The organism is Shinella sp. 20P9.1.1, from assembly GCF_057798995.1.
Window position 1 is genome coordinate 40,732 of record NZ_JBYOLC010000006.1, and the last position, 13,412, is coordinate 54,143.

Below are 13,412 nucleotides of genomic sequence, written 5' to 3' on the forward strand. Positions count from 1 at the left end.
CGACGGGACATGGTCGTCAAAAAAACGTCGGGGAACCCATGTCCTTCATCGACCGCCTGCTCCAGCAGCGCCGTATCGTCACCAAGGTGTTGCTATTCGTCATTCCGCTCGTCGCGCTCATCGCCGGCATCGGCCTTGTCGGTTATTTTACCGCGAGCACCCTGAACGGCCACATGACGGTCACCCGCGAGACGATCAACAGCCTGTCGCATTTCCAGAACCTGCGCACGGGCCTGCAGGATTTCGCCGACAAACCGGGACAGGACACGCGCGATGCGCTTTCCGCCCGCATCGACGAGCAGGACGCCGGCATCCGCGATCTCGACGCGCTGCTGCCAAATGCGGCGGAAAAGGCCAAGATCGCCTCCGTGGTCGCCCTTGCCGGGACGATGCGCGGCCAGACCGAGGCGCTGTGGTCGATCGATCAGGAGCGCAACGCCGTCACGACCAGCCTAGAAAGCGCGCTTGCCGCGATGGCCAGGGACGGCGACTTTGCCGAAAAACAGATCGCGGTCATCCGCAACGAATCGGGTGAGAAGGAAGCCTTCGCCAAGGCGTTGCTGTTCGACGCCGCTGCCTATCAGGGCCTGGCCGAACGAATCGGCAAGTTCCGCAAGCCGGTCGCGCTGGCCATGAAGCCGGAAGACAAGGTGAAGGCGGCCGAGACCTATCTGCCGCAGCTCCTGAAGCAGCTTGCCGAATCCAAGGCGATCGCCTCGCCGAAGGCACTGGCGCAGATCAAGCCGCTGGAAGCCGAAATCGCCGCGGTGCAGGGCATCCTTGCCGGCACTGACGATGCCGAGGGCAAGAAGGCGAAATTCATTCCGGTTCTTACCAAGCTTTCCAAATTCGATGCCGACTTCCTGAAGGAGGCCGGCAAGAATTCCGACACGGCCGCCAAGCGCTTCGTCGGCATGGATGCCGAGATCGCGCTGCTCAAGACGCTGATCACGCTGATGGGCGATACGTTCAAGGGTATCGACCAGACGCGCCTCCATATCAGCGAACTGCATCGCAAGCTCGACCAGCCGAGCCGCGACGCGGTTCTCGCCGACGTGAAGGCCGTTGCAGCCAGCGCCGCCGAGCTTGCCAAGCTCGGCGCCAAGAATGCCGCACTGCGCGATCTCTCGCAAAAACTCGCCCCGTCGCTTGCCAGCATCGAGAAGGGCACGCAGGACCTGATTGCCGTCGGCGAAAAGTGGCAGGCGGCGCGCGTTAACGCCTATGCCTCCGTCGCCGATGCCAGCCAGACGCTGGAGCAGTTCGTGTCGAGCGCGCAGGAGGCGGGCAAGCAGGACAGCCAGCGTTCGGCCAATGTCTCGATCATCGCCATGGTCGCCGGCACGCTGCTCGCCATCATCGGCGGCCTGATGCTGGTCGAAACCTTGCGCGGGCCGCTGAAGCGCGTCACCGAATCGATGGCGCGTCTCGCCAGCGGCGATCTCGACATCAGCATCGACGGCCGTAACCGCGGCGACGAGATCGGCGACATGGTGCGCTCGGTTGCCGTCTTCCGCGATGCCGCCCGCGAAAACGTAAGGCTGGAGCAGGAGGCGGAAGCCCAGCGCCAGCTGACGGCCGAGGAGCAGGCCCGCCGTACCAGCGAGCGCGCCCGCATCGAGGCAGAGCAGACCGAGGCGCTGACGGCGCTCTCCGACGTGCTCGGCCAGCTTGCCGCCGGCAATCTCGAAGAGAGCATGACGGAGGCGCTTGCCGCCGAATATGTCGCCATGGCCCGCACCTACAACAATGCCGTGGAGGCGCTGCGCCACACACTGTCGGACGTCCGCGCGACGACGATGGAAATCAACGGCGGTACCGGCAACCTTGCCGCCTCCGCCGACGATCTCGCCCGCCGCACCGAACAGCAGGCGGCCGCACTCGAGGAAAGCTCGCGCGCACTGCGCCAGCTCACCGACATCGTCCGCTCGACGGCCGAAAGCGCCCAGAAGACCGCCGTTTCGGTCGATGAGACGCATAGCTACGCCCAGCGCTCCGGCGAGGTCGTGGCCAAGGCCGTCACCGCCATGGGCGAGATCAACCGCTCCTCGGAGAAGATCAGCACGATCATCGGCGTCATCGACGAGATCGCCTTCCAGACGAACCTTCTGGCGCTCAACGCCGGTGTTGAAGCCGCCCGCGCCGGCGAGGCCGGTCGTGGTTTCGCGGTCGTCGCGCAGGAAGTCCGCGAACTCGCCCAGCGCTGCGCCGGTGCCGCCCGCGAGATCAAGGGCCTGATCTCGGAAAGCTCCGCCCAGGTGCGCAACGGCGTGTCGCTGGTGACGGAGACGGGGGAGGCGCTCTCGGTGATCAACGACCACATCTCCTCGATCCACACGCTCGTCGGCAAGATCGAGGCGGCTGCGGCGGCCCAGTATCAGGGCATCAACGAGGTGAACCAGGCTGTGCACCAGGTCGAGCTCATCACCCAGCAGAATGCCGCGATGGTGGAAGAGAACACCGCCGAAATCCACGGCCTGCGCCGCCGGGTGCAGACGCTCAACCAGAAGATCGACCACTTCAAGACGCGCGATCTCGATACGCGTGTGGAGGATGGCTACGGCCGGCACTACGCGGCGTAGACGATCGTGAGGGATCAAACAAAACGGCCGGGCAAGAGCCCGGCCGTTTTGTTTGAAAGAGCTTCACCCGCCTGTAACACTCATATGCCGTGCGACGGCCGGGCGGTTGCGGCGGTCGATGATGAAATCGTGGCCCTTGGGCTTGCGGCCGATCGCTTCGTCGATGGCCTGCGAGAGCAGGGCGTCGTCATCCGAGGCGCGCAGCGGAAGGCGGAGGTCCGCGGCGTCGTTCTGGCCGAGGCACATATAGAGCGTGCCGGTGCAGGTGAGGCGCACGCGGTTGCAGCTCTCGCAGAAATTATGCGTCATCGGCGTGATGAGGCCGAGACGACCGCCGGTTTCCTCGACCGTCACGTAACGCGCCGGGCCGCCGGTGCGGTAGGCGTTTTCGGTCAGTGTGAATTCTTCGGCGAGGCGGGCGCGCATTTCCGAGAGCGGGAGATAGCGGTCGGTGCGGTCTTCCTCGATTTCGCCCATCGGCATGGTCTCGATGAGCGTGAGGTCCATGCCGCGGCCGTGCGCCCAGCGCATCAGCTCGGGGATTTCGCGGTCGTTGAAATCCTTCAGGGCAACGGCGTTGATCTTGATTTTCAGGCCGGCGGCCTGCGCGGCGTCGATACCTTCGATGACCTTTGAAAGCTCGCCCCAGCGGGTGATGGTCTTGAACTTTTCCACGTCGAGCGTGTCGAGCGAGACATTGATGCGGCGCACGCCGCAATCGGCAAGCTCGGCGGCGTGTCTGGCGAGCTGCGAACCGTTGGTCGTCAGTGTCAGTTCGTCGAGGCGGCCGTCATGAACCTGTTTGCCGAGTTCGCGCACGAGATGCATGATATTCTTGCGCACCAGCGGCTCGCCGCCCGTCAGGCGCAGCTTGCGCACGCCCTTGGCGATGAAGGCGGAACAGAGCCGGTTCAGCTCTTCGAGGGTCAGCAGGTCCTTTTTCGGCAGGAAGGTCATGTTTTCCGCCATGCAATAGGTGCAGCGGAAATCGCAGCGGTCCGTCACGGAGACGCGCAGATAGGTGACCGCCCGCCCGAAAGGGTCGATCATCGGGGCTGCGGATTGCGCGACCGGGTCGGCGCCGTTCCAAGGTCCTGCATAGGAATTCAAAACATGTCCTCCATTATCGACATGTCGTGCGCGCGAGGCGTAGCGTCAAGCCGATGCGGCGATTATGACAGTATTTTCCGCCTTGCACATCCCCGGCTTGCGGCATAGTCCTTCGCGAAATCGAATAGGAAAGGGCATGGACATGAGCGATCTCTGGCCGACCGAACTGCGCGTTTCCAAGGACCGCCAGCGCCTCGTCGTCACCTTCAACGACGGTGCGAGCTTCGACCTTTCCGCCGAGATGCTGCGCGTTCTTTCGCCCTCGGCGGAAGTGCAGGGCCATGGACCGGGCCAGAAGCTGACCGTACCGGGCAAGCGCAATGTCGGGATCATCGCCATGACGCCGACGGGCAATTATGCCGTGCGCATCGGCTTCGACGACCTTCATGATACCGGCATCTTCACCTGGACCTATCTCCGGGAACTCGGGGAAAAGGGCGAGGCGCTCTTTGCCGATTACGAGCGCGACCTTGCGGAGAAGGGCATGAGCCGCGATATGTCGGAAAAGCCGCGATAATTTGAGGACTGCCAAAGGGCGCGTCCACCGCAAGCGAACGGAGAGACCCTTGGCAGCAGAAGCGAACGCAAACGATCTCACCGAGGTTGTCGTGCTGCTGGCGGCCGGTGTCGCCGCCGTGCCGGTCTTCAAGAAGATCGGGCTCGGCTCGGTGCTCGGTTATCTCGCGGCCGGCCTTGCCATCGGCCCCTTCGGCCTCGGCTTTTTTGCCGATCCGCAGGCGATCATCCATGTCGCCGAACTCGGCGTGGTGATGTTCCTCTTCATCATCGGCCTGGAAATGCAGCCGTCGCGGCTCTGGGGCATGCGCAAGGACATTTTCGGCCTCGGTGCGGTGCAGGTCATGGGCGCCATGGCGGCACTCACCGGTATCGGGCTTTCCTTCGGCTTCCCGCTCATTCCCTCCTTCGTCGCCGGCACCGGCTTCGTTTTGACCTCCACCGCCATCGTCATGCAGATGCTGCAGGAGCGGGGAACGATGTCGACGCTGAAGGGGCAGCGCATCATAGCGATCCTGCTCTTCGAGGACCTCGCCATCGTGCCGCTGCTCGCCATTGTCGCACTGCTTGGCACGGGCGCGGCCGCGACGGATGCGTCCGACCGCTGGCTCTCCGTCGGCATCGCCATCGGCGCCATCGTCGCGCTGGTTCTGGCGGGGCGATACCTGCTCAATCCGTTGTTTAGGGTGCTTGCCGCCTCCGGTGCGCGTGAGGTGATGACGGCGGCGGCGCTGCTCGTGGTGCTGGGGTCGGCGCTCGCCATGCAGGTCTCCGGCCTCTCCATGGCGATGGGGGCCTTCCTTGCCGGCGTGCTGCTGTCCGAATCGGCTTTTCGCCATCAGCTGGAAGCCGATATCGAGCCGTTCCGCGGCATCCTGCTCGGGCTGTTTTTCCTCGGCGTCGGCATGGCGATCGATCTATCGGTGATCGCGGCCAACTGGCAGCTCGTGGTGGCAAGCGTCATCGGCTACATGGTGGCGAAGACGCTGCTGATCTATCTCGTCGCGCGCCTGCTCGGCACGTGCCATAGCGAGAGCCTTGAGCGCGCCGTGCTGATGGCGCAGGGCGGTGAATTCGCCTTCGTGCTCTATGCCGCCGCCGTTGCGGCCGGCATCCTCAATGGCGAGGAAAACGCCATCCTGACGGCGACGATCATCATCTCGATGATCCTGACGCCGCTGATGGTCATCCTGCATGACCGCATCGTGCCGAAGCAGCAGCCCTCCACCGAGGGACTGACGCTGCCGGAAAATGTCGAAGGCACGGTGCTGATGATCGGCTTCGGCCGCTTTGGCCAGATCGTCAGCCAGCCGCTGCTCGCAAGAGGCTACACGCTCTCCCTCATCGACAAGGATGCGGAATTCGTGCGCGACGCCTCCGATTTCGGCTTCAAGGTCTATTACGGCGACGGCTCGCGCATCGATATCCTGCATGCGGCCGGCGCTTCGACGGCCAAGGCGATCCTCATCTGCCTCGACGACAGGCAAGCGGCGGTGAAGATCGCCGAGATCGTTCGCGAGGAATTCCCGCTCGTGCCGATCCTGGCGCGCGCTTATGACCGCGGCCATGCGCTCGACCTCATCCATGCCGGCGTCGACTTCCAGATCCGCGAGACCTTCGAATCGGCCATGATCTTCAGCCAGGAGACGCTGAAGGCGCTCGGCGAGGACGAGGATCTTGCGGCCGAGGTGGTCGAGGAGTTCCGCGATGTCGATCGCCAGCGGCTGGAGCTGGAAACCGTCGGCGGAATCTATGCCGGACGCCAGCTCATCCGCGGCAATGCCTCGCCCGCCGATCTCGTCGCCGCCCGTACGGGGCGTCAGCGTGCGGCGGCGGAAGAGGAGCGCCACCGCCACGAGGAGGAACCGGCAGACTGACGTTACGCAATCTGCTGTAGCGACTCAGCGCAACATGCGTCATGTCTAATGAAAATGGACATGAGGTGCCTATGAACAAGGGACGGCTCGAAGCCTTCAGCGATGGTGTGATCGCCATCATTATCACGATCATGGTATTGCAGCTGGCGGTACCGAAGGAGCCGACCTTCGCGGCGCTGGTTCCCATGCTGCCGATATTCCTCGGCTATCTCCTGAGCTTCGTCTATGTGGCGATCTACTGGAACAACCATCACCATCTGCTGACAATCTGCAGCAATGCCAGCGGGGGCGTGCTCTGGGCGAACATGCATCTCTTGTTCTGGATGTCGCTCATTCCCTTTGCCACCGCCTGGATGGGCAACAATCCTTCGGACGCGCTCCCGACGGCGCTCTACGGCGTGATCCTGCTTCTGACGGCCGTTGCCTATGAAATCCTGCAGATCCGCATCGTCGCGGTGCATCCCGACGCCGCGCGCGTGCGCAGCGCGCTTGGAAGCGATTTCAAGGGGCGGTTCTCGCCTGTTTTCTATCTCGCCGCGATTGGGCTTGCCTTTGTCTCGCCGGTGATTTCCCATGTGCTCTATGCGGCGGTAGCGCTTCTCTGGATCGTGCCCGACCAGCGCCTGGAACAGCTTTATAAAAAGGATGCGCCATGACGGCGACGAATGACGAACGTTTTGCCACTTCCGCCTGCCTGCGTGCCCGCGGCACTGCCAAGGAAGGCAAGGTGGCCTTTGCCGAGCTTTTCTTCGACCTCATCTTCGTGCTGACGATCATCCAGCTCTCGCATTCGCTGGCCGCGCACTATTCCCCCCTTGGCCTCGTCGAGGCCGCACTGCTGATGCTGGCAATATGGTGGGTGTGGATCTACACGACCTGGGCGACGAACTGGCTCGATCCGGAAAAGTCGCCGGTGCGCATCCTGCTCTTCGTTCTGATGTTCCTGGGGCTGATGCTGTCCATCGCCATTCCCACCGCCTTCGAGGCGGGCGGACTTCTGTTCGCGATCACCTACGTCGCCATGCAGACCGGCCGCTCGGCCTTCACCGCCTATGTCATGCGGCGCGACTGGCCGGAAAACAGCCTCAACTTCACGCGTATCACGGTCTGGACGCTGTTTTCGGCCGTGTTCTGGATCGGCGGCGCTTTCGTCGAGCATGAGGCACGTCTCGCGATGTGGATCATCGCGCTCGGTCTCGAATATGCCTCGCCGGCACTCGGTTTTGCCGTTCCGGGGCTTGGCCGCTCGACGGTCAGCGACTGGCAGGTCTCGGGCGAGCATATGGCGGAGCGTTGCGCGCTCTTCGTCATCATCTGCCTTGGCGAAACGATCCTTGTCACCGGCCGCACGGTCGCCGGCATGGAACTGCTCGACGGCTTCACCATCTTCATGCTGATGACTGCGTTCCTCTCGACCGCCACCATGTGGTGGATCTATTTCCGCTTCGGCCATGGCGAGGCGGCGCATCTCATCGAGCATTCGGCGACACCCGGCCGCATCGCCCGCATGGCCTTCACCTATGCGCATATTCCCATCGTCGCCGGCATCATCCTGTCGGCCGTGGCGGAGGAATTCGCGCTTGCCCATCCGCACGGCCATGTCGATGCCAAGACGGCGAGCGCCATCCTTGGCGGCCCGATCGTCTTCCTGCTGGGCAACATCTGGTTCAAGGCGGCGATCCGCGGCCGCTCGCCGCTGTCGCATATCGTCGGCATCGCGGCCCTTCTGGCGCTTTCGGCGCTGGTGCCGTTCGTCGAGCCCTACCAGCTCTTCATGGCTGCCGCCGCCGTACTGTTGGGGGTCGCGCTCTGGGAATTCCAGTCGCTGAAATCGACACGGGCGGACGCCGTGGCGAAAGCCTAGCCGTCGTCTTCGTCATCCGCATTCTCCAGCGTCTGGAGAATGCGGATGATGTCTTCCATGGCGTCAGCCACCTGAAGGCAGCGGTCTTCCGGCGTCTGCGATAGGATGCGCTCGATGAGGCCGGTCTGGATGGCCATGGCCTGTTCCGTCAGCGTCCGACCATTCGGGGTCAATGACAGGCGCAGCACGCGTTTGTCCTTGGCGTCGGGATTGCGCTCGATGAGGCCGCGCTTTTCGAGCTGCGGCAAAAGCATGCTCATGTTCGAGCGGCCGACCAAAAGCTTGCGCGCCAGCTCCTGCTGCGAAATGCCCTGGAAACGGTAGAGATTGACGAGAATGTCGAGATGCGGCGGCTTGATGCCGAGATCCGCAATCGCCCGCGTCACCGCCTGTTGCATCAGCTGGCAGGCGCGCGCCACCCCGATCCAGCTGCGAAAGCGCGGATGGTCCCAGGGGAAGGCTTGATTTTTGTTCATCGTTGTACTTTATTGTTCATCATTGAACATTTTTGATGGATTCCCACTATGGCATCCTTTGGCTTGAAGGTCATCCGCCTCGCGCTCTCCGGCGTCGCCGCGGTTTCTCCCGATGCGGCCGGCTGGGCCGCGTTCCGCCTCTTTGCGACCACGCCGGGTCGCCGCCCGCGCACGGCCAAGGAGAAGGAGCTTTTTGCGCGCTCCGAAGGCTGGATGCGCCAGGCACAGCGCGTAACGCTGGACTTTGCCGGCGGCACGGCGGTGGCGCATCGTTTCGCGGCGCGCCCCTGTGAACATTTCGCCGGCCGGGTGCTTGTCGTGCACGGCTGGGGCTCGCGTGCGGCCTATCTCTCGGCTTTGACGGAGGGGCTGGTGGCTGCGGGCCATGAGGTCGTGGCACTCGACCTGCCGGGCCATGGCGCCTCGCGCGGGCGTACGCTGACGCTGCCGATGGCTGTGCGCGCCATCGATGTGGCCTGGCAGCGTTTTGGCGGCTTCGACTATTTCTGCGGTCATTCCTTCGGTGGCGCATCGCTGGCCTGCGCGGCAAGCGGCCTCGTGCCCTCGGTGCCCGCGCACCGGCCGCGCCGGCTCGTCACCATCGGCTCGCCGAGCGAGATGGTCTGGCTGTTCAAGGATCTCGGGCGCTATCTGAAGCTCGGTCCCAGAACGCAGGTGGCGCTGGAAGATCATGTCGAGCGCATTGCCGGCGCGCCGCTTTCGGCCTTCGATGCGGCCAGCGGGGCAGGGCGGCTCAGCACGCCGATGCTCGTTCTCCATGCCGAGGACGACAAGGAGGTGCCGGCCCATCACGCCCGGCGTTACGCCGCCTCCGGCCCCAATGTAACGCTGGAATGGGCCAACGGCTTCGGCCATCGCCGCATCGTTTCCGCCGAGCCCGTCATCGACCGGATCGTCGGTTTCTTCGCGGAGGACGGGCAGCGTATCGCCGCCTGATCGCTTTCCGTCACGCGCCTGTCATGCAAGGGTGCGATGCGCCGCAAAGGTGCTAAGCACAGGAGAGCAGCATGACGGTGGTCACGTCGGTGGAGCAGTTGAACGAACTTTACGGCGCGCCGGGCGAAGCCTCGCTCGTCAAGGTGACGGATTTTCTGCTGTCGGAATACCGCACGATGATCGAGGCCTCCCCGTTCGTGGCGCTCGCCACGGTGGGGCCGGAAGGGCTCGACTGCTCGCCGCGCGGCGATGCCGGTGCGGTCATCCATATCGAGGACGAGCGCACGCTGATGCTGCCGGACTGGCGGGGCAACAACCGGATCGATTCGCTCTCCAACATCGTGCGCGATCCGCGCGTCGCGCTGATGTTCCTCATTCCCGGCTCCAACACGACCATGCGCCTCAACGGCCGCGCCGTCGTGCGCATCGATGACGAGATCACGCAGCGTTTCGTCATGGATGGAAAACATCCACGCTCGGTCGTCGTCATCAAGATCGAAGAGGTTTATTCGCAATGCGCCCGCGCCGTGCTGCGCGCCGATCTCTGGAACCCGGAAAAATTCCGCGATGCCGCTTGCCTGCCCACCGTCGGGCAGATGCTGGCATCCGCCAAGAAGGGTTTCGACGGCATAGCCTATGACAAGGAATGGCCGGGCCGTGCAGCAAAGACCATGTGGTAGGCGCACGCGAATATCCCGCCTTCCCGAACCGTCTTGTTCTTGGTTATGAATGGCTTTTGCCGAATTTGGAGTTTGAGATGCGGACAGGACTTTTTGCGGCGGTTTTCGCCGGCATGCTTGCGGCCTCGATGGGCGCAGCCAAGGCAGACGAATTGATCGAGAGCTACGGCGCCTATATCGGCCAGGACGATCTCTACAATTCCAACAACGAGCGCCTGACGCAGCCCTGGCAGGTCATCCGCCAGGATCGCGCCAATGTACATCGCTTCGGCGTCAGCCAGCCGGGCGACGACACCGATGGCTTTTTCGCCTCGGCTCGCAACCGCGAGCTTGCCGAACGCATGATCAGCCATGGCCGCATCGAGCGCAGCGCCGCCCGCCGCCTGCTTCAGGGCGATGTGCGCATCGAGGTCGAGATCTGGCGCGGCGCGGATGGCGACTATATCAACATCAATGTCGATTAAGCCTCTTCTCGCCGGCTTTGCCGCACTCCTCCTCGCCACGCCTGCGGCACGGGCGGCGGAGCCCGATCTCGCGGCCCGCCTCAAGCTCTTAGTGGAAGCCTATCCGGAAAGCCTTTCTGGCGTGGAGGGCAACAGGCTGCTGTTCAAGGATGGCGGCCCGGCGCTCTATATCGACGACGGCAAGGTCAAGGATCACCAGACGGCACTGGCCTCTGGCGATGTCGAGGACAGCCTGCGGCAGGTCTATCCGCTCGGCGCCTGCGAGAAAAAGCCGGAGGTCGATTTCGATCCCGGCCGCATTCGCAGCGATGCCTTGATGATGCGGCTCTATGGTGCCTCGGCGAAGGCCGTCGGGGCCGATCTCGTTCCCGTCAAATGGTTCGGCAAAACCTTGCGCGTGACGAAGCGGCAGGGTGCCGCCGCGGCGCTGGAGAAGGTGCGCGATGAACTTGAGGCAAAACCGGAGCTGAAGCGCTACCTCAGCCCCTCGGCCGGCGTGTTCAACTGGCGCAAGGTTTCCGGCGCGAAAAATATGTCGGTGCACAGTTTTGGCGCGGCCGTCGATCTCAACACGAAGTTTGCGGATTACTGGATCTGGTCGGGCGGAAAGCCGGGCAAGGTGCCGAAATACGCCAACAAATATCCGCTCGAGATCGTCGAGATTTTCGAGCGGTATGGCTTCATCTGGGGCGGGCGCTGGTATCACTACGACACCATGCATTTCGAATACCGCCCGGAACTCATTGCCATCGCAAAATCGGCAGACGTTTCCGCCTGCCGCTGATCACTTAGTTACGAACGATGACCGTTACGCCTGCCGTGACCTGCGCATAGAGGTGCTCGACGTCTTCGTTCGCCATGCGGATGCAGCCGGAGGACTGCGCCTTGCCGAGCGATGACGGCTGGTTGGTGCCGTGGATGCGGTAGACGGTCGAACCGAGGTAGATGGCGCGCGAGCCGAGCGGGTTGTCGAGGCCGCCCTTCATCGAGACCGGCAGGATCTTGCCCTTCTTGGCTTCGCGGGCGCGCATGTCTTCCGGCGGCGTCCAGGTCGGCCATTCGGTCTTGCGCGTTACCTTTTCCGTGCCGGTCCAGATGAAGCCTTCGCGGCCGACGCTGACGGCGTATTTCATGGCGAGGCCCGAGCCGAGCACGTGGTAGAGGCGGCGCTCGGAGTTATCGACGATGATCGTGCCGGGGGCGACGTCCTCGGTGAAGGCTACGAGTTCGCGGGCGATCGGGGCGCGGGAAACGGCGGCGATCTTCTTTTCCGACTTCATCGGCTTGCCGCCCGACAGGACCTGCAGCCAACCGGTCTTCTGCGAGGAGGACGAGAGCGAGGCGACCACGATGGGGTTGATGGCGTTGTCGGCGGCAGATGCAGCGCCGGCGGTGGAAAGAAGGCCTGCGATAAAGGCGAGTGCGAGCTTGTTCATGGTCCTGGTCCCTGTCTGAAGTGCCGGTGCGGTTCGTGCCCGGCGTCGTGTTCTCATGGGGACGTTTTAGGACGTTGCCGGCTGTCGCGATGTTCCGGCGGGAACAGGCCTCAGAAAGGCTGGATCCAGACGAGGCTGCTCAGCATCAGGGCGACAATCATGGTAATTTCGACAAATCCGGTTTGCATGGTGCGGTCCTCCTGTTGCCCCGAAAACGCTTTCGTGTCGCCGCGGTTCCGCCGGATTTCAAAAAATGCCCGAAACGCAAAACGGCGCCCGAAGGCGCCGTTTCGAAAGGATGCCTGGAGGTCTATTTTCGGTAGATAAGCCAGCTCTTGGCAAAATCCTTCTTCATGCCGTCCTCATAGGCCATGGTGCGGTTGCGGCCGCCGTTCTTGGCGCAATAGAGAGCGATGTCGGCCTTCGAATAGAGTTCGCCGGGGCCTTCCGCCCAGGAGGCCATGCAGAAGCCGAGCGAGATGGTGATCGGGCCGTAGTTGACGCCTGTCTTGGAGTTCTTGAAGGGCGTGTGCTCAAGCGCGGTGCGGATGCGCTCGGCGATCGCCATCGCCTCTTCTTCGGTATTGCCTTCCACGATCATCGCGAATTCCTCGCCGCCGGTGCGCGCAACGAGGATGTCCTTGCGCACATTGGCGCGGATGAGGCTGCCGATGGAGGCGAGGATCTTGTCGCCGACGGGATGGCCGTAGGTGTCGTTGATCTTCTTGAAGTGGTCGATGTCGGCGATGATCAGCGCCGTGACATGGCGCGTCATCGTCGAATTGTAGATGGCGGAGAGCTTGTCGTCGAAGGCGCGGCGGTTGGAAAGCTGCGTCAGCGAATCCGTGTTGGCGATGCGCTTGTACTCGTCGAGTTCCTTGCGCACATTGTCCATCTCGATGGACCGCTGTACGACATTCTCGACCATCACCTTGCCCTGGCTGATCGTGTCGCCAGTGGCCTGGGTGAGTACCCCGATCACGCCCTTGATGATATCGACGCTGGCGGAGCTCTTGTTGTTGATGCGCACGAAGGTTTCGTCGAGCAGCTTGTTGTAGCTTTCGAGTGAGGTCTGCTCCTGCTTGAGCAGGCGCAGCAGGCCTTCGAGTTCGCCGACGATCTTGGTGTGTGCGCCATCGATAGCCGGCGCGCCGTGGTGGTGGCCAAAATACTGCATGCCGATTTCGTCGAGCTCTTCCTGCGAGGCCTTGCTGCCGAGGGCTGCGAGTTCGCGCGTCAGCTTGGGGTTCGAGCCGATATAGGCCTCGTAGAACAGCTCGTAATTGCGGGGAATGGGAGACACACCCATTATGCGCATGGCATAGGTCACCTGGGCCGCGATATCGGGCACCTGGACCTTCTGCGCAACTGCCGTGTTCATGTCGGCTGCTCCTGGCTCATTCGTTAGCTCCCGCAAAATACTGCGCAAATGCTTTGCGAAGGATTAACG

The 13,412-nt window shown here is 63.2% G+C and carries 13 protein-coding genes; 9 read left to right on the forward strand and 4 right to left on the reverse strand.

All coding sequences use genetic code 11. The features are described from left to right. Positions 1-38: 38 nt before the first annotated feature. Entirely contained in the window at positions 39-2,582 is a 2,544-nt protein-coding gene (locus AC27VQ_RS12185; protein WP_488716454.1) for a methyl-accepting chemotaxis protein, read from the forward strand. A 63-nt stretch (positions 2,583-2,645) separates the two neighbouring features. On the opposite strand, the gene moaA is transcribed toward AC27VQ_RS12185, so the two are convergent. After that, the gene (gene moaA / locus AC27VQ_RS12190; protein WP_488716653.1) at positions 2,646-3,632 is read right to left on the reverse strand and encodes a GTP 3',8-cyclase MoaA; all 987 of its coding nucleotides are present in this window, start codon (positions 3,630-3,632) and stop codon (positions 2,646-2,648) included. A 202-nt stretch (positions 3,633-3,834) separates the two neighbouring features. Between moaA and AC27VQ_RS12195 the strand changes: the two genes are divergently transcribed. From AC27VQ_RS12195 to AC27VQ_RS12210, 4 genes are all read left to right on the forward strand, one after another. Then, positions 3,835-4,209, forward strand: coding sequence for a gamma-butyrobetaine hydroxylase family protein (locus AC27VQ_RS12195; protein WP_488716455.1), 375 nt, complete (start codon positions 3,835-3,837; stop codon positions 4,207-4,209). A 49-nt stretch (positions 4,210-4,258) separates the two neighbouring features. Continuing rightward, the gene (locus tag AC27VQ_RS12200) at positions 4,259-6,085 is read left to right on the forward strand and encodes a monovalent cation:proton antiporter-2 (CPA2) family protein (protein WP_488716456.1); all 1,827 of its coding nucleotides are present in this window, start codon (positions 4,259-4,261) and stop codon (positions 6,083-6,085) included. Between the two features lie 71 nt (positions 6,086-6,156). Further along, positions 6,157-6,741 carry a TMEM175 family protein gene (locus AC27VQ_RS12205; RefSeq protein ID WP_313532135.1) on the forward strand — a complete coding sequence of 195 codons (585 nt, stop codon included), beginning with the start codon at positions 6,157-6,159 and terminating at the stop codon, positions 6,739-6,741. Then, entirely contained in the window at positions 6,738-7,949 is a 1,212-nt protein-coding gene (locus AC27VQ_RS12210) for a low temperature requirement protein A (RefSeq protein WP_488716457.1), read from the forward strand. Before AC27VQ_RS12205 ends, AC27VQ_RS12210 begins: the two co-directional genes overlap by 4 nt. Here AC27VQ_RS12210 and AC27VQ_RS12215 read toward each other — a convergent pair. Next, complete coding sequence (locus AC27VQ_RS12215; RefSeq protein ID WP_488716458.1) at positions 7,946-8,425, reverse strand: MarR family winged helix-turn-helix transcriptional regulator; 480 nt, start codon at positions 8,423-8,425, stop codon at positions 7,946-7,948. The two genes, AC27VQ_RS12210 and AC27VQ_RS12215, sit on opposite strands and share 4 nt — an antisense overlap. A 48-nt stretch (positions 8,426-8,473) precedes the next feature. Between AC27VQ_RS12215 and AC27VQ_RS12220 the strand changes: the two genes are divergently transcribed. The 4 genes from AC27VQ_RS12220 (at position 8,474) to AC27VQ_RS12235 (ending at position 11,310) form a co-directional block, all read left to right on the forward strand. After that, positions 8,474-9,382: an alpha/beta hydrolase gene (locus AC27VQ_RS12220; protein ID WP_488716459.1), complete on the forward strand. Its 909-nt coding sequence runs from the start codon at positions 8,474-8,476 to the stop codon at positions 9,380-9,382. 71 nt (positions 9,383-9,453) lie between these two features. Continuing rightward, positions 9,454-10,062 carry a pyridoxamine 5'-phosphate oxidase family protein gene (locus AC27VQ_RS12225; RefSeq protein ID WP_488716460.1) on the forward strand — a complete coding sequence of 203 codons (609 nt, stop codon included), beginning with the start codon at positions 9,454-9,456 and terminating at the stop codon, positions 10,060-10,062. Positions 10,063-10,139: 77 nt separating this feature from the next. Then, the gene (locus AC27VQ_RS12230) at positions 10,140-10,526 is read left to right on the forward strand and encodes a hypothetical protein (protein ID WP_488716461.1); all 387 of its coding nucleotides are present in this window, start codon (positions 10,140-10,142) and stop codon (positions 10,524-10,526) included. Beyond that, a complete protein-coding gene (locus tag AC27VQ_RS12235) occupies positions 10,516-11,310 on the forward strand; it encodes a M15 family metallopeptidase (RefSeq protein ID WP_488716462.1) in 795 nt (264 codons plus the stop codon). Before AC27VQ_RS12230 ends, AC27VQ_RS12235 begins: the two co-directional genes overlap by 11 nt. Before the next feature lie 4 nt (positions 11,311-11,314). Here the strand turns inward: AC27VQ_RS12235 and AC27VQ_RS12240 are convergent, their stop codons facing one another. Both AC27VQ_RS12240 and AC27VQ_RS12245 read right to left on the reverse strand, forming a co-directional pair. Beyond that, positions 11,315-11,962 carry a L,D-transpeptidase gene (locus tag AC27VQ_RS12240; RefSeq protein ID WP_488716463.1) on the reverse strand — a complete coding sequence of 216 codons (648 nt, stop codon included), beginning with the start codon at positions 11,960-11,962 and terminating at the stop codon, positions 11,315-11,317. 310 nt (positions 11,963-12,272) lie between these two features. Beyond that, positions 12,273-13,343, reverse strand: coding sequence for a GGDEF domain-containing protein (locus AC27VQ_RS12245; protein ID WP_488716464.1), 1,071 nt, complete (start codon positions 13,341-13,343; stop codon positions 12,273-12,275). Positions 13,344-13,412 lie beyond the last annotated feature (69 nt).

Bases quoted from the DNA above. Each gene is read 5' to 3' on its own strand.
- AC27VQ_RS12205 (WP_313532135.1), top strand. From the start codon at position 6,157: ATGAACAAGGGACGGCTCGAAGCCTTCAGCGATGGTGTGATCGCCATC.
- AC27VQ_RS12230 (WP_488716461.1), top strand. From the start codon at position 10,140: ATGCGGACAGGACTTTTTGCGGCGGTTTTCGCCGGCATGCTTGCGGCC.
- AC27VQ_RS12220 (WP_488716459.1), top strand. From the start codon at position 8,474: ATGGCATCCTTTGGCTTGAAGGTCATCCGCCTCGCGCTCTCCGGCGTC.
- moaA (WP_488716653.1), bottom strand. From the start codon at position 3,632: ATGATCGACCCTTTCGGGCGGGCGGTCACCTATCTGCGCGTCTCCGTG.
- AC27VQ_RS12235 (WP_488716462.1), top strand. From the start codon at position 10,516: ATGTCGATTAAGCCTCTTCTCGCCGGCTTTGCCGCACTCCTCCTCGCC.
- AC27VQ_RS12210 (WP_488716457.1), top strand. From the start codon at position 6,738: ATGACGGCGACGAATGACGAACGTTTTGCCACTTCCGCCTGCCTGCGT.
- AC27VQ_RS12225 (WP_488716460.1), top strand. From the start codon at position 9,454: ATGACGGTGGTCACGTCGGTGGAGCAGTTGAACGAACTTTACGGCGCG.
- AC27VQ_RS12215 (WP_488716458.1), bottom strand. From the start codon at position 8,425: ATGAACAAAAATCAAGCCTTCCCCTGGGACCATCCGCGCTTTCGCAGC.
- AC27VQ_RS12195 (WP_488716455.1), top strand. From the start codon at position 3,835: ATGAGCGATCTCTGGCCGACCGAACTGCGCGTTTCCAAGGACCGCCAG.
- AC27VQ_RS12245 (WP_488716464.1), bottom strand. From the start codon at position 13,343: ATGAACACGGCAGTTGCGCAGAAGGTCCAGGTGCCCGATATCGCGGCC.
- AC27VQ_RS12240 (WP_488716463.1), bottom strand. From the start codon at position 11,962: ATGAACAAGCTCGCACTCGCCTTTATCGCAGGCCTTCTTTCCACCGCC.
- AC27VQ_RS12185 (WP_488716454.1), top strand. From the start codon at position 39: ATGTCCTTCATCGACCGCCTGCTCCAGCAGCGCCGTATCGTCACCAAG.